Source organism: Aeromonas sp. BIGb0445, from assembly GCF_024809075.1.
GTDB classification, from domain to species: Bacteria; Pseudomonadota; Gammaproteobacteria; order Enterobacterales; family Aeromonadaceae; genus Aeromonas; species Aeromonas rivuli.
Genome location: NZ_JANUES010000001.1, coordinates 227,438 through 251,764, shown reverse-complemented (window position 1 = coordinate 251,764; position 24,327 = coordinate 227,438). Strand labels below are relative to the sequence as shown.

Annotated in this window: 23 protein-coding genes; 8 read left to right on the top strand and 15 right to left on the bottom strand. The window is 59.3% G+C overall.

All coding sequences use genetic code 11. The features are described 5' to 3' along the window. Nucleotides 1-71: 71 nt before the first annotated feature. Nucleotides 72-620: a SecY-interacting protein gene (gene syd, locus M2367_RS01180; protein WP_259235543.1), complete on the bottom strand. Its 549-nt coding sequence runs from the start codon at nt 618-620 to the stop codon at nt 72-74. A 50-nt stretch (nt 621-670) separates the two neighbouring features. Between syd and queF the strand changes: the two genes are divergently transcribed. The 7 genes from queF (at nt 671) to M2367_RS01145 (ending at nt 9,811) form a co-directional block, all read left to right on the top strand. After that, entirely contained in the window at nt 671-1,513 is an 843-nt protein-coding gene (gene queF, locus M2367_RS01175; protein ID WP_259235542.1) for an NADPH-dependent 7-cyano-7-deazaguanine reductase QueF, read from the top strand. A gap of 63 nt (nt 1,514-1,576) precedes the next feature. Further along, the gene (locus M2367_RS01170; RefSeq protein WP_259235541.1) at nt 1,577-3,844 is read left to right on the top strand and encodes a hypothetical protein; all 2,268 of its coding nucleotides are present in this window, start codon (nt 1,577-1,579) and stop codon (nt 3,842-3,844) included. Nucleotides 3,845-3,936: 92 nt separating this feature from the next. Continuing rightward, nucleotides 3,937-5,553, top strand: coding sequence for a diguanylate cyclase (locus M2367_RS01165; RefSeq protein WP_259235540.1), 1,617 nt, complete (start codon nt 3,937-3,939; stop codon nt 5,551-5,553). 245 nt (nt 5,554-5,798) lie between these two features. Continuing rightward, the gene (gene ppnN / locus M2367_RS01160; protein WP_259235539.1) at nt 5,799-7,154 is read left to right on the top strand and encodes a nucleotide 5'-monophosphate nucleosidase PpnN; all 1,356 of its coding nucleotides are present in this window, start codon (nt 5,799-5,801) and stop codon (nt 7,152-7,154) included. A gap of 142 nt (nt 7,155-7,296) precedes the next feature. Then, nucleotides 7,297-8,097 carry a flap endonuclease Xni gene (xni, locus tag M2367_RS01155; protein ID WP_224431048.1) on the top strand — a complete coding sequence of 267 codons (801 nt, stop codon included), beginning with the start codon at nt 7,297-7,299 and terminating at the stop codon, nt 8,095-8,097. A gap of 148 nt (nt 8,098-8,245) precedes the next feature. Continuing rightward, complete coding sequence (locus tag M2367_RS01150; protein WP_042040780.1) at nt 8,246-9,253, top strand: isocitrate dehydrogenase; 1,008 nt, start codon at nt 8,246-8,248, stop codon at nt 9,251-9,253. 120 nt (nt 9,254-9,373) lie between these two features. Continuing rightward, nucleotides 9,374-9,811, top strand: coding sequence for a hypothetical protein (locus M2367_RS01145; RefSeq protein ID WP_224431049.1), 438 nt, complete (start codon nt 9,374-9,376; stop codon nt 9,809-9,811). A 104-nt stretch (nt 9,812-9,915) separates the two neighbouring features. Here the strand turns inward: M2367_RS01145 and rlmM are convergent, their stop codons facing one another. The 6 genes from rlmM to dinB all read right to left on the bottom strand — a co-directional run bounded on the left by rlmM (nt 9,916) and on the right by dinB (nt 16,550). Continuing rightward, a complete protein-coding gene (rlmM, locus tag M2367_RS01140) occupies nt 9,916-11,010 on the bottom strand; it encodes a 23S rRNA (cytidine(2498)-2'-O)-methyltransferase RlmM (RefSeq protein WP_042040782.1) in 1,095 nt (364 codons plus the stop codon). Beyond that, nucleotides 11,003-11,389: a DUF423 domain-containing protein gene (locus tag M2367_RS01135; RefSeq protein ID WP_042040783.1), complete on the bottom strand. Its 387-nt coding sequence runs from the start codon at nt 11,387-11,389 to the stop codon at nt 11,003-11,005. Before M2367_RS01135 ends, rlmM begins: the two co-directional genes overlap by 8 nt. Then, on the bottom strand, nt 11,379-12,056 hold the full coding sequence (locus M2367_RS01130) for an alpha/beta family hydrolase (protein WP_259235538.1): 678 nt from the start codon (nt 12,054-12,056) through the stop codon (nt 11,379-11,381). Before M2367_RS01130 ends, M2367_RS01135 begins: the two co-directional genes overlap by 11 nt. Further along, nucleotides 12,049-12,969, bottom strand: a complete 921-nt coding sequence (locus M2367_RS01125; protein ID WP_042040785.1) for a transcriptional regulator GcvA — start codon at nt 12,967-12,969, stop codon at nt 12,049-12,051. The genes M2367_RS01130 and M2367_RS01125 overlap by 8 nt, the downstream gene beginning before the upstream one ends. A gap of 318 nt (nt 12,970-13,287) precedes the next feature. Further along, nucleotides 13,288-15,429 carry a methyl-accepting chemotaxis protein gene (locus M2367_RS01120; RefSeq protein ID WP_259235537.1) on the bottom strand — a complete coding sequence of 714 codons (2,142 nt, stop codon included), beginning with the start codon at nt 15,427-15,429 and terminating at the stop codon, nt 13,288-13,290. Nucleotides 15,430-15,491: 62 nt separating this feature from the next. Continuing rightward, entirely contained in the window at nt 15,492-16,550 is a 1,059-nt protein-coding gene (gene dinB, locus M2367_RS01115) for a DNA polymerase IV (protein WP_259235536.1), read from the bottom strand. A gap of 139 nt (nt 16,551-16,689) precedes the next feature. Here dinB and M2367_RS01110 point away from each other — a divergent pair, with 139 nt between their 5' ends. Next, the gene (locus M2367_RS01110) at nt 16,690-16,914 is read left to right on the top strand and encodes a hypothetical protein (protein ID WP_042040788.1); all 225 of its coding nucleotides are present in this window, start codon (nt 16,690-16,692) and stop codon (nt 16,912-16,914) included. A gap of 69 nt (nt 16,915-16,983) precedes the next feature. Here M2367_RS01110 and nqrM read toward each other — a convergent pair whose 3' ends face one another. The 8 genes from nqrM to M2367_RS01070 are packed head-to-tail and all read right to left on the bottom strand — an operon-like array spanning nt 16,984 to nt 24,086. Continuing rightward, complete coding sequence (nqrM, locus tag M2367_RS01105) at nt 16,984-17,208, bottom strand: (Na+)-NQR maturation NqrM (RefSeq protein WP_042040789.1); 225 nt, start codon at nt 17,206-17,208, stop codon at nt 16,984-16,986. 9 nt (nt 17,209-17,217) lie between these two features. After that, entirely contained in the window at nt 17,218-18,261 is a 1,044-nt protein-coding gene (locus M2367_RS01100) for an FAD:protein FMN transferase (protein WP_259235535.1), read from the bottom strand. Between the two features lie 3 nt (nt 18,262-18,264). Beyond that, nucleotides 18,265-19,488, bottom strand: coding sequence for an NADH:ubiquinone reductase (Na(+)-transporting) subunit F (gene nqrF / locus M2367_RS01095; RefSeq protein WP_042040791.1), 1,224 nt, complete (start codon nt 19,486-19,488; stop codon nt 18,265-18,267). Between the two features lie 18 nt (nt 19,489-19,506). Continuing rightward, the gene (gene nqrE, locus M2367_RS01090; RefSeq protein WP_042040792.1) at nt 19,507-20,103 is read right to left on the bottom strand and encodes an NADH:ubiquinone reductase (Na(+)-transporting) subunit E; all 597 of its coding nucleotides are present in this window, start codon (nt 20,101-20,103) and stop codon (nt 19,507-19,509) included. Between the two features lie 3 nt (nt 20,104-20,106). Continuing rightward, nucleotides 20,107-20,739, bottom strand: a complete 633-nt coding sequence (locus tag M2367_RS01085) for an NADH:ubiquinone reductase (Na(+)-transporting) subunit D (protein ID WP_042040793.1) — start codon at nt 20,737-20,739, stop codon at nt 20,107-20,109. Then, a complete protein-coding gene (locus M2367_RS01080; RefSeq protein ID WP_224431055.1) occupies nt 20,732-21,520 on the bottom strand; it encodes a Na(+)-translocating NADH-quinone reductase subunit C in 789 nt (262 codons plus the stop codon). Before M2367_RS01080 ends, M2367_RS01085 begins: the two co-directional genes overlap by 8 nt. Continuing rightward, the gene (locus M2367_RS01075) at nt 21,510-22,739 is read right to left on the bottom strand and encodes an NADH:ubiquinone reductase (Na(+)-transporting) subunit B (RefSeq protein ID WP_042040795.1); all 1,230 of its coding nucleotides are present in this window, start codon (nt 22,737-22,739) and stop codon (nt 21,510-21,512) included. The genes M2367_RS01080 and M2367_RS01075 overlap by 11 nt, the downstream gene beginning before the upstream one ends. Before the next feature lie 3 nt (nt 22,740-22,742). Further along, nucleotides 22,743-24,086: a Na(+)-translocating NADH-quinone reductase subunit A gene (locus M2367_RS01070; protein WP_042040796.1), complete on the bottom strand. Its 1,344-nt coding sequence runs from the start codon at nt 24,084-24,086 to the stop codon at nt 22,743-22,745. Nucleotides 24,087-24,327 lie beyond the last annotated feature (241 nt).

The window sequence follows — 24,327 nt, the reverse complement described above, 5'->3', positions numbered from 1 at the left end:
CATGCTCCTTCTCCCCAAACACGAAGGGCGTCTACCGGGACGCCCTTTGCACTGAAACCGACTTGACGCAGCTAGTCCGGCAAGGTCTCCAGCCTCGCCAAGAAGTGCGGCAAAGAGGGGGCCAGTACCAACCGGCGACCACTGTCCAACCACTCCAGCCACACTTGCCCCGTCTCGTTATCCAGGGAGATGAGCGTCATCTCGTTGCGGGTCGTGGCAATAAAGAGTGATGGGGAGCGCTTGAGCTTGCGCAGCATCAGCAGGTGACCTATCAGGTTCTCGCGCAGCAGATCGAGATCCTGTTCATTCCAGGGTAGGATCAGCTCCAGCTTCAACCCCTTGAACAGACATGGCAGTGGACGACTGAACCAGTGGCCAAACCACAGCTTGGCACTCGGGTGCAGTTCCAGCTCCAGGGCGCCCTCCAGGGCGGTGAAGTCGGCAGCGTCAGTGCGAGCATGGGGACGCCAGGCGACCAGCCCACCATTGGCTTCACTCAGCTCGCAAGGGGAGCGCCAATCCGGCTCCCACTGACACAAGGGCAGACCCCGTCTCGCCTCACCGTCGCGTTGCCAGCGCGAAAAAAAATGCGCCAGGGCAGACAAGACTTGATCCGACATCGAAATTCCTCACAATTAGCGACAACATTCGCTATTGCACCATCAATCCCATGAGCAAACAAGACAGATACGCCAACGCCCTGCAGGGGCTGAGCCTGGGCCAACAGTCCGCCTACATCAGCCAGTACAGCCCCTCCTTGCTGCAACCCGTGCCCCGCAGTCTGAACCGAAACGATCTGGCCCTGCCGGATCCCTTGCCCTTCCATGGCGCCGACATCTGGACCCTGTACGAGCTCTCCTGGCTCAATGACAAAGGCAAACCTGTGGTGGCGCTGGGTGAGATAAGCGTGCCCGCCACCAGTTTGAACCTCATCGAGTCCAAGTCGTTCAAGCTCTATCTCAACTCCTTTAACCAGACTCGCTGCACTAGCCTGGCGGCGGTCCGCGAGCTGCTTGCCAAAGACCTGAGCGCCTGTGCTGGCGCCGAGGTCGCCGTGACCCTCACTCCCCTGGCACAGGCGCCGCAGCAGATAGTGGACTTGCCGGGCGAGTGCATCGATGACCTCGACATCGAGATCGACAACTATGAGTTCGATGCAGATCTGCTGATCGGGGCCGCCGGTCAAGACGAGGTAGAGGAGACGCTGCACAGCCACCTGCTCAAGTCCAACTGCCTGGTCACCAGCCAACCGGATTGGGGCTCAGTGGTCATCCACTATCGGGGCCCGCGTCTGGACCGGGAGAAGTTGTTGCGCTACCTCATCTCGTTTCGCCAGCACAACGAGTTCCACGAGCAGTGTATCGAGCGGATTTTCACCGACCTCAAACAGCACTGCGCCCCGCAGCAACTCACCGTCTATGCCCGCTATACCCGCCGGGGCGGCCTGGATATCAACCCGTTCCGCAGCGACTGGGAAGAACCAAGTGAGAACCTTCGACTGATCCGTCAGTAAACTCTGGACTCACGGGGGGGGGCTTGGATAACATGCCCTCACTCCCGTGCGGCCCTTAATCTAATGAATCAACTGTTTTTTCTGGCAATGATGATGTCCTCCCTGTCGGCTCCCAATGTGGATCTGACCAAGGATCAATTGTCTATCGATCTGCAACAGGCTCAGACCCTGGTGTTGAGCGATCCGGCCAGATGCGTAGAGATCACCTCGGCCTTCCTGGTCCGCACGGCCAATAATCCCAAGCAAATCATCAGCAATCGTCAAGATTACGGCTACCGCGAGCCCATGCTCAGCTTCGGCACCATCGCCCAAGCCACGGGGGCACACCTGCTCAAGGGTGAGTGCCTGATCCAACTCGCTCAACACCGGCTGGCGGATCAGGAGCTGCAGCAGGCCCTGGCCCTGGCAAGCAAGGAGAAGCAACCCGAGCTGCAAGCCCAGAGCCTCTATCTGATGCTGCGCAACAAAGCGCTGCTCGGCAGCGGCCGTGATTATGTGCCCCTTCGCACCCAGCTCGATCAGTTGCTCGGTGCAACAGCCCTCAAGAACAGCCCGCTCCAGGTCTATAGCCGACTACTGCGCATCACCGACCTTATCGAATCTCATCAGTTCGAGGAGGCCAAGCAACGACTCAGCGAATCCCGGCAATGGGCCCGCACCATAGGCGATAGCAAGGCACAAGCCTGGGTCGATGCGGTCAGCGGCGATCTCTACCATGCCCTCAGGCAGCCCCAGCTCGCCCTTGGCGACTATATTTCGGCCCAGCAACAGGCTCGCCCCCTGGCGGATCCCCTGTTCCTCGGCCTGCTCGCCAATCAGATAGTGGATCTCTATCAGGAAGAGCAGGAGCCCCAGAAGGCGTTGCAGTACGCCAACGAGGCGGCCAACTACTTCCACGCCCTCGGCAATCCCGTGTTGCTCAGCCAGGCACTGACCGTGCTGGCGCGCCTGAACCGTACCCAGGGCGACATGAACATGGCCCTGGTCTATTTCTTCAATGCCCTGGACCTGCTCGACGAGGGGCACCAGCGCATCCAGGTCGCGCAGCTCAAGTACGAAATAGGCAAAACCTATCTGCAAAACGGCAACCTGCCCCTCGCTCGCAGCTATCTGAGCGCAGCGCGCCAGGCGCATCGGGCGGAGGATGACAAGCGACCCCTCATCGATACCCTGCTGCTGCTCGGTGAACTGCACCTCAAGCAGAAAGAGGCGGCCATCGCCATCTTGCAACTGGAAAATGCCCTGGACCTTGCCAACCAGATTGCCGATACCGGTCGCCAGTTCCAGATCTATCGCCTGCTCTCCCTCGCTTATGAACAGAAGGATTATCTGCTGCAGGCGCTGGAAAGCTATAAGCGCTTCCACCAGCTGAGCGAACAGATCAGCCAGCAACAGGTGGCGTTGGAGCAGGAGGCCATTCGCGACAACTACACCCAGGTCGAGCGTGAGCAGCAGATCAAGTCCCTGGAGCTGAGCCTGGAAAACAGCCGCCATCAGCAGGAGCGCTACCTCTGGTCGAGTGTCATCACAGGTCTGCTGCTGGCCTTCTTCATCTACCTCTTCTTCACCCTCTGGCTGCGGCTCAAGAGCGCCCGCCAACAGGCGCGTTTCCTGGGAGAAGCCACCCTGAAAGAGCCCCGTAGCGGTCTGGCCAACTGGCAGCGCCTGATGAACCGCTGGCCAAAAGAGATGGCCAAGCGTCAGCAACAATCGGAGCGCTGGTACCTGAATGAGCTGACCGAGGGTGAGTTTGATGACAAGTTGCACTATCTGCTCTTCAAGGTGCCCTTCCTGGCCAATAACCTGGAACGACACGGTTATCAGCTAGCGAGGGACATTGAGACGGCATTCGGCGACTATGTCGCCGGGCTGACGCCACCCGATGGCCGTATCTATGACCTGCGCGAGGGCCACTTGCTCTATGTGGTGCCCCAGCGTCATGTCGCACAGCTGCATCAACTGGCCCGAGAACTGCTCGAGCAGCTCGCCGCCTTCCCCTGCGCTCAGCCCATCGATCGCCGCATCAGCCTCGGCATCGTCAGCCATCCCTTCCTGCCCAAGGCGGCTACCGCCCTCGATCATCTCGGCCTGTTCGATCTCTGCTACCTGGCTCTGGCAGGTGCAATCCAGCTCAGCGAGCGGGCCAATCAGAGCGCCTGGTTGGAGCTGGCCGCGATCGACTGTCAACAGGCCGCGTTTTTTAACGGAGATGTGTGGCAATGCTGTCTGATGGCGATTGACAAGGGATTGGTAAAAGTAAACTCTTCTCACGACAAACAGTGGATCAACTGGCCTGGCCTGTCACGGACGAAGGGCACAGATGATCGATGACAAGATAGCGAATCGCTGGGGATCTGAGTCGGCCTCGCCCGCAGAGGACTATCCCACCGCCATAAATAATAACAAACAGGGCAGCCTGAAGAATGAATGACATCACTGCCGTAGCGGGACAATTGGCCAGACTCAGAGAGTCCCTTCAGCGCAAACAGTTTGAACTCGACGAGACAGTGCTCTGCTCCCAGTCTGAGCGCAGCCGCAGCATTCAGTTTATCGCCAAACTGATGCAAGCCTGCCGCGGCCACGATCGCGAACTCGACAGCAAGCTCGCCAAACTCAAACAGAAGCTGGATGGCCAGCCCTCCCTGACCCATCTGGATCAGGATCTCGCCGCCATCGAGAAGCTGCTGCAGCAGCACAGCACGGCGCTTGAGGAGTCGATCAGCCTGACCGCGGGCGCCATCGAGCTCGGCTCAAGGCAACTCAAATCCCTCAAGGGCTTTCCGGAAGAGACCCGAAAGTCCCTCAAGGCATTCCTGGCCGCCCCCAATGGCTATGGCCTCAGCGATCATCAGCGCCGGGTCACTCAATTGCTGGAGTTCTATCAGCAGGCCATCAAGATCCAGCTGTTACCCGCAAACCTCCCCTCTCTCGACACCGCGGGCCAGGGTCTGGCATCCGCAAGCAAGGAGACTGGCGAGGCGTCCGCCTGCCTGGATGGCAAGGTCTATAGCCGTATCGCCGATGAACTGCAGCGCCTCATTACCGAGCTCGATTTTGCCGGTGCCGTGGGTGAGAGCCTGGCGGAAATTCGCCGTCAGCTATTGATGGGAATGGATCCCACTCTGCTGGCCGAATCCTGCCTGCAGGTGATCCAGCTCATCATCGAGGGCACCCGCGAGGAGCGTAAAAGCTCCCGTGCCTTCCTGACGGCCCTCAATGAGAGCCTCTCCTCGGTCCATTTCAACTTCACCGAGTCGCTGGATGAGGGGCGAGCCTTGCAGCAGGCGAGCCAGACCAGCCGCGTGGCCCTGGATAACGAAGTCCAGGCCATCGATGACACCCTCACTCGCCACCACTCCTCCGAGGCGCTCAAGGAGGCCATCAGCGAGCACATGGCCACCATCGGCTTGCTGCTGCGGGAGCGGGAGAGCATGACGGCCCGGGAACTGCATCTCATCACCCGCCTCTCCACCATGGAGGCCAAGTTGCGGCTGATGAAGGAGGAGACGGCGGAGTACAAGAAGCGGCTCACCATCCAGAAGCACAAGCTGTTCCTCGACAGCCTGACCCAGGTCCATAACAGGGCGGCGCTGGATGAGCGGCTCGAGCTCGAATACAAACGCTGGCTGCGCTACCGCACCCCCCTGTGCCTGGCCATCATCGACATCGATCACTTCAAGAACATCAACGACAACTATGGCCACATGGCCGGCGACAAGGCGTTGAAGGTGGTTGCCAAGGCATTGCAAAAATCCCTGCGCGATACCGACTTCATCGCCCGTTTCGGCGGTGAGGAGTTCGTGGTGCTGCTGCCCAACGTCAACCCGGACAAGTTCGAGACACCCCTCGAAAATCTGCGCAAGGCGATCAAGAGCATTCCATTCAGGTTTCGCGATGCCAGGGTCGAGATCACCATCTCCATCGGTGCCACCCTGTTCAAGGAGGGGGATCAACCCTCGGATGCCTTCGAGCGGGCCGACAAGGCGCTGTACGGTTCCAAGAATGGCGGCAGGGACAGGGTCAATACCGACCTCGGATAATCCCGGTACTGCCAGCGCCGGGCAGAGCTGGCGGTGGCACGGTTCGTGATACATCGGCCCTGCCTTGTCTGATCGAGGGGCCATACCAGCCCGATGAAGCGCTCAAAAAAGCAACAGTCGCACGGCCCCCTATTCCCCTTCCCCTCAAGTTCGCTCTACTATCAGGCGAGAGGGATGCCCAAAGGCATCCCCTCTATCCCCAGGGAAAGAGAGAACGATAACAATTGAGCGAGAAGGGGAAGATCATGATCACACACATCAATCCCGTGGGCAGCATGGACCTGCTGTCCCAGCTTGAGGTCGACAGACTCAAGCAAACGGCCTCCAGCGATATCTATCAACTCTATCGCAACTGCTCGCTGGCGGTCCTGAACTCGGGTAGCCACACCGACAGCTCCAAAGAGATACTGGAGCGTTTCAAATCATTCGATATTCACGTGATCCGGCGCGAGCGCGGGGTCAAGCTCGAGCTGTTCAACGCCCCCGAGCACGCCTTCGTCGATGGCGAAATCATCCGCGGCATCCAGGAGCATCTCTTCTCCGTGCTGCGCGATATTCTTTATGTTTCCAACCAGATCGATGCCAACCGCCTGGTCGACCTGACCAGCCCGAGCCACATCTCCAATCTGGTGTTCTCCATGCTGCGCAACGCCAAGGCGATCCATCCGGGGGCGGATCCCAACCTGGTCGTGTGCTGGGGCGGTCACTCCATCAACGAGACTGAATACCAGTACACCCGTGAGGTGGGCAGCGAACTCGGCCTGCGTGAACTCAACATCTGTACCGGCTGCGGCCCTGGCGCCATGGAGGGTCCGATGAAGGGGGCCGCCGTGGGCCACGCCAAGCAGCGGGTTCGCAATGGCCGCTATATCGGCCTGACCGAGCCCTCCATCATCGCCGCCGAGCCCCCCAACCCTATCGTCAACGAGCTGGTGATACTGCCGGACATAGAGAAACGGCTCGAGGCTTTCGTGCGTCTGGGCCACGGCATCATCATCTTCCCGGGTGGAGTCGGCACCGCCGAGGAGCTGCTCTACCTGCTCGGCATCATGATGCACCCGGCCAACGAGCGCCAACCCATCCCCATCATACTGACGGGACCCAAGGAGAGTGCCGACTACTTCCGTGCCATCGATGACTTCATCAAGGCGACCCTGGGCGAACCTGCGACCAGCCTCTATCGCATCGTGGTGGGGGATGCCCCCGAGGTGGCCCGCGCCATGAAGGAGGCCATGCCGCGGATCCGTGAATACCGCAAGTCCGTGGGGGATGCTTACTCCTTCAACTGGTCCCTCAAGATAGAGCCCGAGTTCCAGCTGCCATTCGAGCCCAATCACGCCAACATGGCCGCCCTGGACTTGCATCGCAACCAGGCTCCGCAGCAGCTCGCTGCGCACCTGCGCCGCGCCTTCTCCGGCATAGTGGCGGGCAACGTCAAGGAAGCGGGGCTGCAGGCCATCGAACAACATGGCCCCTTCAAGCTGCACGGGGACAAGGAGCTGATGCAGCGCATGGATACCCTGCTGGAGAGCTTCGTCAAGCAGCAGCGCATGAAGCTGCCGGGTAGCCAGTACATTCCCTGCTACGAGATTGTGCGTTGATCAGCCGCACATCGATGCAGACAAGATGAAGGGAGGGGCGCAATGGCGCCCCTCCCTTGTTACAATGGCCATCCGAGCGCGTCAGCGCCTTGTCACCACCGCCGGGCCCCGAGGATCTGGCCATTCGAGAAAGCACACCGCTATGCCGCCCAAATCCCATCTGCTGATCATCGATGCACTCAACCTCATCCGCCGCCTCCATGCGGTGCAGGCCCAGCAATCCCTGAGCCCGGAGCAGGCCCTGATCGCCACCCGGGCCAATCTCATCAACACCAGCCGCAAACTGCTGGCGGCCAGTGAGCCGACCCATGTCATCGCCGTATTTGATAGTGAGCTCGATGGTGAGGTGCCAGGCTGGCGCAAGGCGCGCTACCCCGCCTACAAGGAGGGACGCAACCCCATGCCTCCTGAACTCAGGGCCGGGCTCGCCAGCTTGCAGGATGCCTTCTGGGAATGCGGCATCGACGCCCTGCTCTCCGAAACCGACGAGGCCGATGACCTGATAGGGACCCTGGCCTGCGGCATCGCCCGCCATGGTCACAACGCCACCATCATCTCCACCGACAAGGGGTTCTGCCAGCTCATCTGCCCGCAGATCCAGATCCGTGACTACTTCAACAAGCGCTGGCTGGATACCGCTTTCGTCCAGCAGCAGTACGGCGTTGCGCCGACGCAGCTGGTGGACTTCTGGGCATTGACCGGTGTCGGCGGCTCCAATATCAAGGGGGTGGCGGGCATTGGCCCCAAGGGCGCGACGCTGTTGTTGCAGCAATATGGCAGCCTGGCCCAGATGCTCGAGGTAGCCCCCGAGGATGCAGGCAAGCCCCTGCAGAAGGTGTTGGCCCAGGCCGAGGAGGCCAGACTCGCCCAGACCCTGGTTCGCCTGCGCCTCGATATCCCGCTGGGCTTCAATCTGCAGGAGATCCGCTATTGCGCCCGCTGAGTGCAAATAGCCACAAGCATGATCGGGCTCACCTTCGCTGTTGATGAAAACCGGTAAAATGTAAAGAAACATGGTGGTTTTTGGGTGAAAATGATATAAAAACCGCCGAATCCTCCCCCTCCTCGTTCCCTAGAAGTGGATTAGTTTCATGTCAAAAACCAAGATCACCGTCATCCCGGGCGACGGCATAGGCCCCAGCATCATTGAATCCGCCATCCAGATCCTGACCCATGCAGGCTGTGACTTCGAATATGAGTACGCCGATGCGGGCCTGGTGGCCCTCGAGAAGCACGGTGAGTTGCTGCCCCAATCCACCCTCGATCTGATTGAAAAGAACAAGATAAGCCTCAAGGGGCCACTCACCACACCGGTCGGCGGCGGCTTCACCTCCATCAACGTCTCCCTGCGCAAGAAGTTTCACCTCTACGCCAATGTCCGCCCCGTCATCTCCTTCAAGGGCACCAAGAGTCGCTACGAGAACATCGACATCATCACGGTGCGGGAGAATACCGAAGGCATGTATTCGGGGGCTGGCCAGAAGCGTAGCGAAGATAACCGCAGTGCCGAGGCGATGAGCATCATCACCCGCGATGGCGCCGAGCGAATCGTCACCTTCGCCTATGAGCTGGCACGCAAAGAGAGCCGCAAGAAAGTCACCATCGTCCACAAGGCGAACATCCTCAAATCCACCTCCGGCCTCTTCCTCGAAGTGGCACGGGAAATTGCCGCTCGCTACCCGGATATCCAGAGCGAGGAGATGATCGTCGATGCCGCCTGCATGAATCTGGTGATGTACCCGGAGCGCTTCGATGTCATGGTCACCACCAACCTGTTTGGCGACATCCTCTCGGACTTGTGCGCAGGCCTGGTTGGCGGACTGGGCATGGCCCCAGGCGCCAACATTGGCGATGGCGCGGCCATCTTCGAGGCGGTGCATGGTTCGGCCCCCGACATCGCGGGCAAGAACATTGCCAACCCCACCTCGGTGATCCTGGCCTCCATCCAGATGCTGGAGTACTTAGGTATGCAGGACAAGGCTGAGCAGATCCGCGAAGCGGTGCGCAGCACCATCGAAGCGGGAGAATGTGTGACCCGGGACCTGGGCGGCACTGCCTCCACCGATGAGTTCACCCAGGCCATCATCGCCCGACTGTAAACCCCTCAACTGATTGATTTAAAAAGGGAGCTTCGGCTCCCTCTATTTTCTCCGGCGCGCCGCTTCCCCCCTGTTCCATTGGCAACTATGTTCAATAGACCAAGGATAAGGAGATCCGACATGCGCGCTATGCTGATGCTGCTACTCATAAGCAGCGGGGTAATGGCCATCGACAGACCCGTCGCACAACGAGCCTGGAAAGAGGCACCCGAACAGACCCCCACCCAGACCTGGCAATCCAGCCTGGATACCAATGACCTGCTGAAAGCCCCCAAACCGATGTCGTTCGGGGTAGATATCAGTACGGACAACCTCGGCAACAAGACCATCACCCCCTATCAAAAGCTCAACCTGACGCCGGAGAAGAGTGTCAGCCTCGCCTTCGAGAACTTCCGGCCCAGGGTCAAGTTCAAGGCAGGTGGCATGAACACCGCCGTCAAATTACGCGGGGATGGGGTCAAGATGCAATTCAACCCGACCGACAAGAAGATACCGCTGCAAGTCGAGATCAAGCTCACCGATGATGAGTCCTCCCTGCGTTTCGACTACAAGTTCTGATCTCCGTCTTGCACAAACTGGCGGCCTAAGCAGAGCGTATCGGGAAAAGAAAAAGACCGGCCAGAGCCGGTCTTTTTGCATCCATCCTCATCGGATGTGAACCGTCAGATCTTCTCTTCCAGCTTGGAGACCCAGTACTTGTTGTACACATGCACAGTGATCTCTTCACGGTCGTGATAGAGCTGTTTGGCCTGGATGACGAAGGCGCTATCGATCTTCTTGAGCAGCTCGCGCAATACCTCGATATTGTGCACCGCCTCGGCGTAGCGCTTCTTCATCGGCAGCTTGAGGTTGAACATGGCCTCCTGGCAATCTCCATCCTTGAACCAGTCGGCGATCATGTGAGTCACTCGCGCCGGTTTCTCGACCATGTCGCACACCAGCCAGTAGATGTTCTTCTTGCTGGGCCGCCAGACGAAACCATCATCGCGCAGGTGCTTGACCTGACCCGTCTCCATCAAGGCAGGCGCCATGGTGCCGTTGTCCACCGCGGTCACCATCATGCCACGACGCACCAGCTGATAGGTCCAGCCACCGGGGCAGGCGCCCAAGTCCACCGCCTTCATGCCGGAGGTGAGGCGTCGGCTCCACTCTTCCTTGGGCACGAACACATAGAAGGCCTCTTCCAGCTTGAGGCTGGAGCGGCTCGGTGCATCGGCCGGGCAGCGCAGACGCGGTATGCCCATGTGGAATTCGGAGTTGTTGAACGAATAGGAGTAACCGAGCAGCAGGTGATCGTTGGCCATGAAGAAGGCGTGGAACACGGGGCGGTTGCCGGTCTCCTTCTTGGTCAATCGCTCGTTGTTGCGCAGGGCCTGGCGCAGCGGCACGGTGAACTTGCGGCAGAAAGCCGACAGCTCTTTGGCTTCGTTGGTATCCGCAGTTTCGACCCGCAGATCGCCACAGATGGTGTAGTCGCTGGTCGCTTCTATGATGGGCGAGATCCGATCCGCCACATCCAGATCCTTCAACTCGTGGGTCACCACCAGCATCTGACGGATGAAGATGAGCTCACGGAACGGCAGCTTGCGCGCCAGCAGATCGGCCTGCTCCTCGTCATACAACTCGTATATCACATAACCGCTGTCGTCCTTGACCCGGGCGAAGCCGTAGCATTGCATGTTACTGGCACGCTCGGTGATCTCTGCCGCCGCCTCTTTCTCAAAACCGGGGCGGCAATAAAGCAGCAGATTATTCATTTTTTCCTCCAAGACGACAGCCCACCCAGATAAGGGCGGTCCATCCCAACATAAAACAGAGGCCACCGGCCGGAGTCACTAACCCCAGCCCCTTGCTGCCAAGCAGCACCATGGCGTAAATACTGCCGGAGAATCCCAGGATCCCCAGCGTGAATGCAACGCCCGCCACAGTGATAGCGCGGCGGCGCGGTGCGCACCAACCCAGCATCAGCAGGGCCAGGGCGTGAAAGAACTGATACTCGACGGCGCTATGATAAGCCGCCAGTCGCTCCGGGCTTATCCCGGTGGCGCCTAAACCGTGGGCACCATAGGCCCCCAGCATAGTGGCCGTGAGGCCAAAGAGGCCCGCGAGCACCAACCAGACAGGGTTAGTTCTCATCATTAACTCCTTGCAATGCAGTACCAAGGGCAGCCTCTTGAGCCTGCGCCTCGATGAAGCACTTTATATGGGCCGCCGCCTGAGCCAGGTTCTCCGGCTCGGTACGGCCACTGGCCTTGCGCGGCTTGAAGCTGTGGTCACCATCTTGCAACCACTGCACATCGACGCAGGCGGAGAAGGGGAAATCCGCCAATTCCAAACGGCTGCCGAAGCTGTCGCGCTCCCCTTGCAGCAGCAGAGTTGGCGTCTTTATCTGCTTGAGTATCTCTCCACGCCAGGCGTCCGGCTTGGCGGGAGGGTGGAAAGGATACCCGAGAACGAACAATCCTGCAGCATTGACGTCATCGGCTATCTCGGCCGCCATCCGCCCGCCCATGGATTTACCGGCGATAAAGAGCCGGGGATGGGCAAATTCGGCCACCATGGCACGCCAATGGGCCAGCAAGACCGGCTGTCTGTCCGGTGGCCTGCGCTTGCCATCCTGGGCCCGCTTGCTCATATAGGGAAAATTGAAGCGGATCACCTCAAGCTCAGATCCTGCCAGCAGGGTCGAGAGCCGGGTCAGGAAGTCGTGATCCATGCCTGCGCCGGCGCCATGGGCCAGCAACAGCCGAGTGGGAGCCTGGGCACTGCCTGCCCGGATCACATCATAAACAGGATCAGGCATCGGCGAGCCGCGCCCGGCGACGGGCCTCCTCCTGCTCCACCAGCTCCAGCATCCAGTCACGGAAAGCGACGATCTTGCCCTGATCCGCTTGCTGCTCCTGGCACACCAGGTAGAAGGCATTCTTGCTGACCAATACCTGCTCGAACGGACAGATGAGGCGGCCAGCCTCTATCTCGGGCTGGGCCAACACGCTGTGACCGAGCGCCACCCCCTGACCGTGAATGGCGGCCTGGATCACCATGGTGGAGTGGCTGAAAATCGGTCCCTGGTTGACGTTGGGGGCATCGATATCGAGCTGGCGGAACCAGGCCTTCCAGTCGCGGCGGGACGTATCGTGCAGCAGGGTATGACGAGTCAGATCATCAGGGGTGCGCAGCGGCTTGGGACCGGTCAGCAACAGCGGTGAGCAGACCGGGATCAGGTATTCGGTATGCAACTTGTCACAGCGCAATCCCGGCCAGTTGCCACGGCCGTAATAGATGGCCACATCCACGTCGTCGGTGAGGGCCCCCTCGTCCATGTCCACCGCCTTGATGCGAACGTCTATGTCGGGATGACGCTCGCTAAAGCGCACCAGACGCGGTACCAGCCACTGAATGGCGAAACTCGGTTGCAGGCTGACGGTGAGGGCCCCCTTGGCGCTGCGAGCCAGCAGCTTGTCGGTGGCCTCGGAGATGGAGGCGAAGATGTCCTTGATGTCGAGAAAGTAACTCTGCCCCTCCTCGGTCAGCAGCAAGGAGCGATTCTTGCGCCGAAACAGCTTGATCCCCAGGTACTCCTCCAGCGCCTTGATCTGGTGACTGATGGCAGCCTGAGTGACGAACAGCTCTTCGGCTGCCCGGGTAAAACTTAAGTGGCGCGCCGCCGCTTCGAAAGCCTTGAGCGCATTGAGCGGGGGTAAACGACGAGACATGACACCAGCCAACGATGAGTTTTTCTAATGGACCGCATTATAATTTGTCGGTTGCGGGCCGACCAGTGAATAAACATAATTCGCTCCGCAATCCGTTGTCATATGGCTCACTTTTTCTGCCCCATGTGGTTTACATGTGCCTTATGAGCCGACGATCCGATTGTGGTGTTGTGTTTCTTCCTCTGCGGGAAGAGGGTTTATGCCGTGAGGTGTTGACCCAGTCTGTCATCTGAATGTGTTTGGCGCCTCCTATTGGATGGCGCCTTTTTTATGGCTGCAACAAGGGGTTGGCCCGCAGCGTGCCACGGGCCCCACTCCTCATACTTTGAACTGGCCCACCAACTGCTGCTGCTGATCGGCCAGGGATGCCAGGGAGCGGCTATTTTCGGCGGCGGTTGCCGCCTGCTCACGAATGCGATGACTCACGTCGCGAATATTGCTGACGTTGCGATTGATCTCGTCGGCCACCGTGCTCTGCTCCCCCGCCGCCCGGGCTATCTGCTCATTCATCTGGTGTATGGTACCCACCGCATAGATGATCTGCTCGAGCACCCGCACCGAGGAGTCCACCTTGTCCAGGGTCAGGCTCGCCTGAGCATGGCCGCTCATGATCCCCTTGACCACCGCCTGAGTGCCCGATTGCAACTGATGGATCAGGGTCTGGATCTCGACGATGGCATTCTGGGTGCGGCCGGCCAGGTTGCGTACCTCATCCGCCACCACGGCAAAGCCACGACCCTGCTCCCCTGCCCGCGCCGCCTCTATGGCGGCATTGAGCGCCAGCAGATTGGTCTGCTCGGCAATGCTCTGGATCACCGTCAGTATGTCGTTGATGTTCTCGCTGTTGGCTGACAGGCGCTCCACCTCAGGCTTGGCCTCACTGATGACAGTCATCAGCCTGGCCATGGCGACCTGGGTATCGGCCACCACAAACTTGCCCTCCTGGGCCGCACTGTCCGCTTCATCGGCCGCCGCAACCGCCGCCTTGGCATGGCCCGAGACCTGCAGCGCAGTGGCGCTGAGCTCCTCGAACGCGGTCGCCACCAGATCCACTTCCTGATACTGGGCCTGCATCCCCTCGCTGGTACTGTCGGCCACCACGGCGGCCTGAGTGGCGCTGGCCCGAGTGCCGCCGACTGTGGTGATGATGTCGCCCATGGTGAGCTGCAACTTGTTGAGGAAGCGGTTGAAGCCATCGGCCAGTTCACCAATCTCGTCGCTGCGCTGGATATCGATACGCTGAGTGAGGTCCCCCTCCCCGGAGGCGATGTCATTGAGACGAGCCACCACGGCGCGAATGGGCGCCACTATGTGATGGGCCATCCACCAGATAAACAGCAGGGCCGCCAAGGTGATCAGGCTGCCGACCCCAAGTTGGGACCAGATGCTGCGTGTTGCCTGGCTCGTCAGCTCGCGTTGCAGCTCGCTGGCCGACGCCAGCACCACAGCCCGTGGCAAATCGATATAGATGCCCCAGCGCTGATCGCTGCCCCGCATGGTCACCGGCATGAAGCTCTGCAGGCTGCTGCCATCCGGGCTCCACTGAGTGAGCGGCTGGCCCGCACTGAGCCAGCCGGTGAGCATGGTCATCAGCCCCTGAAACTGTGCACCGGGGGCCTTGCCGGGGATGATGTCAAAACCGGCAGCACCGGCGACCCGCCCGCCATGGCTGAGCAGCAGTATCCGCCCCTGGCCCTGGTAGAGGGTCTGATCCATCTCGACCACCAGCGCTTGCAGCTTGGCCAAGGAGATATCCATGCCCACCATGCCGAGCAGCTTGCCCTCTTCGAGCAGCGGCGTGGTGACCGAGGTCATCAACACCTCCTCGCTGCCCACCTCGTCGAGATAGGGCTCGAGCAGACAGAGGGCCTTGTCACGCAGGCTGCAGCGATACCACTCATTCTTGGGGGTGCCAGACTCATCGGGACTGGCATCATTCAGGGTGGATTCGTTCATCACCTCCAGACTCACCTTATCCCCTACGTGGGCCCAATAGCTGGAGAAGCGCCCCTTGTCATTGGAGCCAAGATCCGTGGAGCCCTGGTAGTTGGCATCCTCACCATCGAGCTGATCGGGCTCAAAAATGGCATAGGCACCCAGCAGGTTCGGAGAGTGCATGACCGCATTGTGCAGTTGCTGGTTGACGGCCCCGCGCAGCGCCTCGGAGTGGATGAAGTTGTCACTGGCATTCTGGCGCTGGAACAGCAGGCTCTGGGCCAGCAGGGTGGCCCGGAAATAGGCTTCATCCAGATAGCTGGTGATCCGGGCCGACTGCTCCGAGCCCATGGCCTGCATCCAGCGGGTCGCGGCCAGTTCGGCCTCCGCCGTGGTGGAGGTCATCACCTCGCTTTGCATGCGGGACGCGTTGTAGAGAGAGGAGACCACTAGCGTGGCGGCACAGAGCAGCAGGGAGCAACCCGCAATCAGGGTAATACGCCCCTGTACTGAGAGAGAAAACATGCGAAACATCCTTTTAATGCAGTCGTCTACAGGTTATCGGTGACAATAACAAAAACTTAACCTCAACGGTCGAGATCCAGACTAAGTTGATTCACTTCCCCCTCCTTTGGCAAGCCCACCACCAAGCCAAGGAGTCGTATGGGTTTTCCTTCCGCTCGCACCAACCCCTCATGGAGCAGATCATGGAACAGAGGGGCCGAATAGCCTCCATGACTGCGGTAGACGGTGGTCTGCTGGAAATCGGCAAACTTGAGCTTGATCCCCTGCCCCATGATCTGATCCCGCGGACAGCGCTGGCCAAAGCGCAGCTCCAGCTCGGGGATGAGCCGGGTCAGCACGGCCCAGCAAGCCGCCTCGTCATAGACATCGGCATCCAGGGTGGTTTCCACCCCTATGCTCTTGCGCACCCGGCTCGCCTGAACCGGGCTGTCGTCGCGTCCCCAGATGCGATCGGCCAGCATCACACCCAGCTTGCCAAATCGCCCCTTGAGCTCCTCTTTTGGCAGTTGACGCGCATCTTCGCACAGATAGAGCCCCTGTAGTTCGAGCCGCTCCGCCGTCTTGCGCCCTATCCCCGGGATCTTGCCAAGGGGCAACAGGCGCACGAAGTCGTCCACCTCCTGGGGGGCAATCACGAAGAGGCCATCGGGTTTGCGCCGCTCGCACGCCAGCTTGGCCAGGAACTTGTTGGGCGCCACCCCGGCCGAGGCGGTCAGCCCCAGCTCACTCTGGATGGCGGCGCGGATCTGCTCGGCCATCAGGGTGGCACTGCCGCCGCAATGGGGGCTGTCGGTGACATCCAGATAGGCTTCATCCAGAGAGAGCGGTTCAACCAGCTCGGTGTAGCGGGCAAAGATGGCCTGGATCCGGGTCGAGGTCTCCTTGTAGAGCGCCATCCGCCCCGGCAGCAGCACCAGCGGGGGACAGAGCTTGCGCGCCAGGGCGGTCGGCATGGCGGAGCGCACCCCAAAGCGGCGTGCCACATAGTTGCAGGTGGAGATGACCCCGCGCCTGTCCGCCGCACCGCCGATGGCCAGCGGCACCTCACGCAGGGCCGGGTTCTCGCGCATCTCGACGGCGGCGAAGAAGCAATCCATATCGATGTGAATGATCTTGCGCATGACACTGTACAAATAAACAGTTAATGCCAACATCTTACCCCAGCGCCGGGACCTAGACCAGATAGGTGTCATTCGGCATCTTTCGGCCACTATTTCGACTAGTCTACAAGACTCGATAGATGACATATCAGGGGGCAATATGGAGAGAGGATGGGGATATCGGGGGCTGATCCTGGGGCTGCTGCTCTGGCCTATGCTGGGGAGTGCCAAACAGCATCCCACCGCCGAGTGCCGCTGGCTGCACGACAGGATAGCCACGCTCAAGCAGGTCATCGCCAAGGGCGACACCCTGGGCACTCACGAGGAGCTTGCCCGCTGGCAGCAGGAGTACAGCGAGAAACAGTGCCGCCAATACGACTACTAGCAATGCCAGGGCGGTCTGCCTGGCCAGACTCAAGATAAAAAAGGCCATCCGAAGATGGCCTTTTTGCAATCAGATGATCCTGTGCTCTTCGAGCATCTTGCGGCGGGCCTCTTCCTTGGCCATCTTCTTCTTGCGATTGTCACAGGGATCAGGGCAGTCGCACGCCTTCTCGATACCCACAGTGCCCAAACCACCACAGGATCCCGAGATGCTCTTCTTCTGGAAGATGTAACCGATGGCCATGCCGGCCACCACCAACAGAAACACCGCGAAGGTGATCAGAAAAATCTGCATATTGATTCCTTACTTAGCATCACGGGTCAGGAATGGTTCGAAAGCAGGAGAGTAACGCTCCTCAAACCCTTCATCCGTCTTGGTCACCATGAAGATGGCCAAGCCTTTTTCGGTCGCATAGGCCATCCCCTTCTCGGGGCCCATCACCGTCAACGCCGTGGCCAGCCCATCCGCCGTCATGCAGGAGGGGTGCACCACTGTCACCGAGACCAGTCGATGATGAATGGGTTTGCCGGTGGCGGGATCGATGGTGTGGGAGAAACGCTGCCCATCCAGTTCGTAATAGTTACGATAATCCCCCGAGGTGGCAACCCCGTTGTCACCGACCTGGATCACTTCCTGCACCGAGCCCAGATTGACGGTTGGCTTCTCGATGGCGACGCGCCAGGGGTGACCCTTGCCGTTGACGCCATTGATGCGCAGCTCGCCGCCGATCTCGACCAGATAATTGCGCGACCCCTTGGCTTCCAGATACTCGGCGACCTTGTCGACCCCAAAGCCTTTGGCGATGGAGGAGAGATCCACATAGAGATCCGGAATGTCCTTCTGCAGGGTATCGGCATCGGCCGAGGTGATCACGTGCAGATTGCCCAGCCCCGTCTTCTGGCGAGTCTGGCTGATCAGCTCATCGGATGGCACCTTGGTCGGCTTTGCATCCGGGCCAAAGCCCCACAGATTGACCAGAGGGCCCACCGTCACATCCAGGGCGCCGCGGGTCTCGCGGCCCAGATGCAGGGACTCGGTCACCACACGGGCGGTATCGCGAGAGACCACAACCGGCGTCGCGTTACGGGCCTGATTGAACCGGGACAGTTCCGACTCCGGCCTGTAGGTGGACATCTGATCGTTCACCAGCTCGAGCAGCTGGTCGATATCGGCCTGGAACTTGGCTTTGTCCAAGATGGCGTCATCGGCCACCTTGATGGAGTAATAAGTACCCATGGTGCTGCCGGTGATCTGCATCTCCGGATGAGTTTTGACATTCTCCTGGCCACACCCTGCCAAGAAAAAGGCTAGCCCGAAGGCTAGCCAGGTCTTTACAACACTGCGCATGGATTAACCACCAAAGTCATCCAGGAGGATGTTTTCGTCTTCAACGCCGAGGTTCTTCAGCATGTTGATGACGGCCGCGTTCATGACGGGAGGTCCACACATGTAGAACTCGCAATCTTCCGGCGCCTCGTGGTGCTTGAGATAGTTCTCGAACAAGACGTTGTGGATGAAGCCGGTGTAGCCATCCCAGTTGTCTTCCGGTTGCGGATCAGACAGGGCAACGTGCCACTGGAAGTTGTCGTTCTCGGCGGCCAGCATGTCGAAGTCTTCGACATAGAACATCTCGCGCTTGGAGCGAGCACCGTACCAGAAGGTCATCTTGCGATTGGTCTTCAGACGACGCAGCTGGTCGAAGATGTGGGAGCGCATCGGCGCCATGCCGGCACCACCGCCGACAAACACCATTTCGGCGTCGGTGTCTTTGGCAAAGAACTCACCAAACGGACCCGAGATGGTCACCTTGTCCCCAGCCTTGAGGCTGAAGATATAGGAGGACATCTGGCCGGGAGGCGCAGTCCAATTGCTCGGTGGCGGGGTCGCGATCCGCACGTTCAGCATGATGATGCCGAACTCTTCCGGATAGTTCGCCATGGAGTAAGCACGAATGATCGGCTCCTTCACCACAGACTCCAGCTCGAAGATCTTGAAGCGATCCCAGTCACCACGATACTCCTCGGGAATATCGAAGCTGTTGTACTTGACGTGGTGGGCCGGCGCTTCGATCTGGATATAACCACCGGCGCGGAACGGCACGCTCTCCCCATCGGGGATCTGCAGCTTGAGCTCCTTGATGAAGGTGGCCTTGTTATCGTTGGAGATAACAGTACAGTCCCACTTCTTCACCCCGAAGATCTCTTCAGGCAGCTCGATCTCCATGTCGGAACGCACGGTGACCTGACAGGCCAGACGCTCCCCATGACGGGCTTCACCCTTGCTGATGTGATCCAGTTCGGTCGGCAGTATGTCACCGCCGCCCGCCTTGACTCGCACCTTGCACTGACCACAGGAGCCGCCGCCGCCGCAGGCGGAGGAGACGAAGATGCCGCTACCGGCCAGCACGCTGAGCAGCTTGCCACCGGCCGGGCTGGTCACGCCCTTGGCCGGATCGCCATTGATGCTGATTGTCACGTCACCCGCGGTCACCAGCTTGGACTTGGCGAACAGAATGACTGCCACCAAGGCCAGCAGGATCACGGTAAACATGACCACACCCAGAATAATTTCCATTTATGATTCCTTTTCCGATTACAAGGAAATACCAGAGAAGGACATAAAGCCCAGCGCCATCAGACCCGCGGTGATGAAGGTGATGCCCAGACCACGCAGGCCCTCCGGAACATCGGAGTACTTCATCTTCTCGCGGATCCCCGCCATCGCAACGATGGCCAGCATCCAACCGGCACCCGAGCCCACGCCATAGACCACAGACTCCGCGAAGTTGTAGTCACGCTGCACCATGAAGGAGACGCCGCCGAAGATGGCGCAGTTCACGGTGATCAGTGGCAGGAAGATACCCAGGGCGTTGTAGAGCGCAGGGAAATACTTGTCCAGGGCCATCTCCAGGATCTGCACCAGGGCCGCAATCACACCGATGAAGGTGATGAAGCTCAGGAAGCTTAAGTCCAGACCGGGGGCCAGGGCACCGTCTTTCAACACGAAGTTGTAGATCAGGTTGTTAGCCGGTACGGCGATGGTTTGCACCACCACCACGGCGATACCCAGACCCATGGCGGTCTTGACCTTCTTGGACACCGCCAGGAAGGTACACATCCCCAGGAAGAAGGAGAGGGCCAAGTTTTCGATGAAAATCGAACGAACCAACAGACTCAGATAATGTTCCATACCTTAATCCTTCGCCTCCACCTGCTTGGGATCCTTGGTGCGTACGCCCCAGATGATCAGACCAATGATGAAGAATGCACTCGGCGGCAGCAGCAGCAGACCGTTGGGCACATACCAGCCACCGTTGTTGACCAGCGGCAGCAGCTCGATGCCGAACCAGGTGCCTGACCCTAAGATCTCGCGCACGGTCGCCACGGTCAGCAGCACGGCGCCATAACCCAGACCGTTACCGATACCGTCCAGGAAGGAGGGCAGCGGGGCACTCTTCATGGCAAAGGCTTCGGCACGACCCATCACGATACAGTTGGTGATGATGAGACCCACGAATACCGACAGTTGCTTGGAGATGTCATAGGCATACGCCTTGAGCACCTGGTCAACCACGATAACCAGGGACGCGATGATCGCCATCTGGGCGATGATGCGCACACTGTTCGGGATCTGGTTACGGATCAGGGAGATGAACAGGTTAGAGAAGGCGGTGACCGCCATGACCGCCAGGGTCATGACGAACGCCGTCTTCATCTGGCTGGTAACGGCCAGGGCGGAACAGACACCCAACACCTGCAAGGCGATGGGGTTGTTGCCGAGCACTGGCGTCAACAGCAACTTCTTCATTGCGGTATTGTCAGCCATTGTTGAGTTCTCCTGCGCGGATCTTGGCAAGGAAAGGACCGAAGCCCTGGGGGCCCATCCAGAAATCGAACGAGTGCTGGACACCGTTGCTGGTCAGGGTAGCGCCGGAGAGACCATCGATCTCATGCTCGGAACCTTCCGGGGCATGACCCTTGATCACCCGCAGCGCAGGCTGACCATCTTGACCGAACAGCTTCTTGCCGACGAACAGCTCACGCCATGCCGGGTTCTCGATTTCGCCACCCAGACCCGGGGTTTCGCCCTGGTCATAGTAGGTGATGCCCTTGATGGTCTGGCCATCAGCGGCAACGGCGACGAAGGCATACATGGTAGACCAGAGGCCCTGACCATAGATCGGCAATATGATGTTATCGACCTTGCCTTCGCTGTCTTTGGCGAAGAAGACCGGCATCAATTTGGAGATCTGACGGATCCCGGCCTTGTCATCGGAAGGTGCCAGACGAACATTCTCGGCCGGATTCTTGGCAGCCAGCTTGAAATCGAAGCCATCAGCATCGCCATCGACGAACTGACCGGTAGAGAGATCTACCAGACGGGCTTCGATCTTGTCGCCATAGAGCTTGCCGAGTTCATTCTTGGCGATGCTGGTCACATCAATGCCAGCAACGGCAAGGATGTTGCTCTGTTTGTCCAGAGCCTTGTTCAGCTGCTGAGCCGGACGCAGGCCCACGGCGGCCACAGAGACCACGATGGAGCAGACCAGGCACAGACCCGCCACTATGCTGACGGTGCCGACGGTTGAGTCTTTATTAAACGCCACGACTGATCCTCCGCTTGATGTTCGCCTGTGCCACGAAATGGTCAAACAGCGGGGCAAACAGGTTCGCAAACAGAATGGCCAACATCATGCCTTCCGGGAAGGCGGGGTTCACAACACGGATCAGCACCACCATGAGACCGATCAGGATGCCGTACCACCATTTACCTTTGTTGGTAAAGGAAGCAGACACGGGATCGGTTGCCATGAAGGCCATCCCGAAGGCAAAGCCACCCAGTACCAGATGCCAATGCCACGGCATGTTGAACATGGGGTTGGTATCTGAACCTATGACGTTGAACAGCAGGGAGGTCGCTATCATACCGATCATGACACCGGCGATGATGCGCCAGGATGCGATCCGCATGTAGACGATCATGGCCGCGCCGATGAGGATCATCAGGGTGGAGACTTCACCGATGGAACCCGGCAGGTTGCCCAGGAAGGCATCCATCCAGCTGATGGCCTGACCGGTGGCGCCATTGATCAGCGACATCTGGCCACCTTGAGCCCACTGGCTCAGGGCGGTCGCACCGGAGTAGCCATCGACGGCAACCCAGACGGCGTCGCCAGAGATCTGGCTCGGGTAGGCGAAGAACAGGAACGCACGACCCGCCAGGGCAGGGTTCAGGAAGTTCTTGCCGGTACCACCGAACACTTCCTTGGCCATGACCACACCGAAGGTGATGCCGAGGGCAGCTTGCCACAGGGGCAGCTCAGGCGGCACGATCAGTGCAAACAGGATGGAGGTCACGAAGAAGCCTTCGTTGATCTCGTGCTTGCGGATCATGGCGAACAGCACTTCCCAGAAACCACCGACGATGAAGACGGTGATATAGATGGGGAAGAAGTGGGCCGCACCGATCAGCATCTTGCTGCCGATACCGGCCACTGCCGGATCCAGAGAAGCACCCAACAGGGTAGCCAGACCATACTGCCAGGAGACGGCACCGGCGGCGGAGCCGAGGTGCGCGATGGCAGCGATCGCCTGGTTGCCTATGTTGAACATGCCCCAGAACATGGCCGGGAACACGGCCAGCCATACCATGATCATCATGCGCTTCAGATCGAGGGCATCACGAACGTGGGCGGCGTTACGGGTTACAGAACCCGGTGTGTAGAAAATGGTGAAAGCCGCTTCGTACAGGGCGTAGTACTTCTCGTACTTGCCGCCCGGCTCGAAGTGGTGTTCCATATTTTCAAGAAATTGCTTGAAACTCATCGCTTAACCTTCCAGTTCGATCTTGGTCAGGCACTCACGCAAGATGGGGCCGTACTCTGTCTTGCCAGGGCAGACAAAGGTACAGAGCGCCAGATCTTCCTCATCCAACTCCAGGCAACCCAGGGCTTGCGCACTGTCGGTATCGCCAGAGATCAGATCCCGCAGCAGCAGGGTCGGCAGGATGTCCAGCGGCATGATGCGCTCGTAGCTGCCAATTGGCACCATGGAACGATCACTCCCGTTGGTCGTGGTGGTGAAATTGAGCAGCTTGCCCTTCACCAGGTGAGACAGGGTGGTGCGGGTGATGGAGAATTTGTCGGCACTGGGTTTGATCCAGCCCAAAAACTCCTTCTCGCGCCCCTCGGCCAGTACGCTGACCTGATTGTGGTAACGACCCAGATAGTCATGTACCTCATCGGTCTTGGCACCACTTAGCAGGGAACCGGAGATGACACGGTTTTCATCGCCGCGCAGCTCATTGTGAGTCAGCTGGCTGATGCAGGCGCCCATACGGGTGCGCAGCAGACGCGGCTTGACCACATTGGGGCCGGCCAGGGCGATCACCTTGTCGGTACAGATCTGGCCCGTGGTGAACAGCTTGCCCAATGCGATCACATCCTGATAGTTGATGTGCCACTGGATCTTGTTGCTGCCAACCGGATCGATGAAGTGAATATGGGTACCCGGCAGACCAGCGGGGTGAGGGCCGGTGAAGACCTCTTCCTGGACTTGCGCTGCGGAAGACTGCGGCAGACTGCCTTCGCCCTTGCACACATACACCTTGCCATCCGTCAGACGGCTGAGCACGGTCAGACCATCGATAAAGGCCTGGGATTGCTCCTTGATGATGAGTTCAGCGCTGGCAGCCAGCGGGTTGGAGTCCATGGCTGTCACGAAGATAGCGCGGGGCTCGGAACCAACGGCAGGCACCTTGCTGAAGGGGCGGGTGCGCAATGCGGTCCATTGACCTGACTCGACCAGGATCTCTTGCACCTTGCTGCGCGCAAGCTGTGTCAGCTCGGCGGACGCAAACTGCTCAAAGGTCACCTGTTCGTCAGCGCCATCGAGTTCGATGACCACGGATTGCAGAATGCGTTTGGCACCACGGTTGATCTCTGAAACTACGCCGGTGGCGGGAGCCGTGAATTTAACGCCAGGGTTCTTCTTATCTTCGAAGAGCACCTGACCTTTAATGACGCGATCCCCTACTTTGACAAACATAGTAGGTCGCATCCCCACGAACTCTTCGCCCAGTGTAGCAACACGGGTGATGGCCGGGCCATCGTAGATTACTTGCTCTGGCGCACCCAGCACGGGGATGTCCAGTCCTCTTTTAATTGTAATCATACTCACTTGCACTACCGTTACGGGAGAGAGAATGGTTAGCGCCGAGAAATACATCACGACGGGTTGTTGAACACACTCGGCACATGGCTGGATGGATACAAATAAACAACAAATCAGCAACATACGGGGTGTTTCAAAAGCGCTTGAGTTTACCACTTTCAGGCTGCTGACTGCCACGTCAAATGGGGAAAATTAACCCGCTATCACAAAATTAACCCGCGCACTTGCTTGCAGCACTCCC

Coding starts and splice junctions, on each gene's coding strand:
- syd (WP_259235543.1), bottom strand. CDS start 620: ATGTCGGATCAAGTCTTGTCTGCCCTGGCGCATTTTTTTTCGCGCTGG.
- queF (WP_259235542.1), top strand. CDS start 671: ATGAGCAAACAAGACAGATACGCCAACGCCCTGCAGGGGCTGAGCCTG.
- M2367_RS01170 (WP_259235541.1), top strand. CDS start 1,577: ATGAATCAACTGTTTTTTCTGGCAATGATGATGTCCTCCCTGTCGGCT.
- M2367_RS01165 (WP_259235540.1), top strand. CDS start 3,937: ATGAATGACATCACTGCCGTAGCGGGACAATTGGCCAGACTCAGAGAG.
- ppnN (WP_259235539.1), top strand. CDS start 5,799: ATGATCACACACATCAATCCCGTGGGCAGCATGGACCTGCTGTCCCAG.
- xni (WP_224431048.1), top strand. CDS start 7,297: ATGCCGCCCAAATCCCATCTGCTGATCATCGATGCACTCAACCTCATC.
- M2367_RS01150 (WP_042040780.1), top strand. CDS start 8,246: ATGTCAAAAACCAAGATCACCGTCATCCCGGGCGACGGCATAGGCCCC.
- M2367_RS01145 (WP_224431049.1), top strand. CDS start 9,374: ATGCGCGCTATGCTGATGCTGCTACTCATAAGCAGCGGGGTAATGGCC.
- rlmM (WP_042040782.1), bottom strand. CDS start 11,010: ATGAATAATCTGCTGCTTTATTGCCGCCCCGGTTTTGAGAAAGAGGCG.
- M2367_RS01135 (WP_042040783.1), bottom strand. CDS start 11,389: ATGAGAACTAACCCTGTCTGGTTGGTGCTCGCGGGCCTCTTTGGCCTC.
- M2367_RS01130 (WP_259235538.1), bottom strand. CDS start 12,056: ATGCCTGATCCTGTTTATGATGTGATCCGGGCAGGCAGTGCCCAGGCT.
- M2367_RS01125 (WP_042040785.1), bottom strand. CDS start 12,969: ATGTCTCGTCGTTTACCCCCGCTCAATGCGCTCAAGGCTTTCGAAGCG.
- M2367_RS01120 (WP_259235537.1), bottom strand. CDS start 15,429: ATGTTTTCTCTCTCAGTACAGGGGCGTATTACCCTGATTGCGGGTTGC.
- dinB (WP_259235536.1), bottom strand. CDS start 16,550: ATGCGCAAGATCATTCACATCGATATGGATTGCTTCTTCGCCGCCGTC.
- M2367_RS01110 (WP_042040788.1), top strand. CDS start 16,690: ATGGAGAGAGGATGGGGATATCGGGGGCTGATCCTGGGGCTGCTGCTC.
- nqrM (WP_042040789.1), bottom strand. CDS start 17,208: ATGCAGATTTTTCTGATCACCTTCGCGGTGTTTCTGTTGGTGGTGGCC.
- M2367_RS01100 (WP_259235535.1), bottom strand. CDS start 18,261: ATGCGCAGTGTTGTAAAGACCTGGCTAGCCTTCGGGCTAGCCTTTTTC.
- nqrF (WP_042040791.1), bottom strand. CDS start 19,488: ATGGAAATTATTCTGGGTGTGGTCATGTTTACCGTGATCCTGCTGGCC.
- nqrE (WP_042040792.1), bottom strand. CDS start 20,103: ATGGAACATTATCTGAGTCTGTTGGTTCGTTCGATTTTCATCGAAAAC.
- M2367_RS01085 (WP_042040793.1), bottom strand. CDS start 20,739: ATGGCTGACAATACCGCAATGAAGAAGTTGCTGTTGACGCCAGTGCTC.
- M2367_RS01075 (WP_042040795.1), bottom strand. CDS start 22,739: ATGAGTTTCAAGCAATTTCTTGAAAATATGGAACACCACTTCGAGCCG.
- M2367_RS01070 (WP_042040796.1), bottom strand. CDS start 24,086: ATGATTACAATTAAAAGAGGACTGGACATCCCCGTGCTGGGTGCGCCA.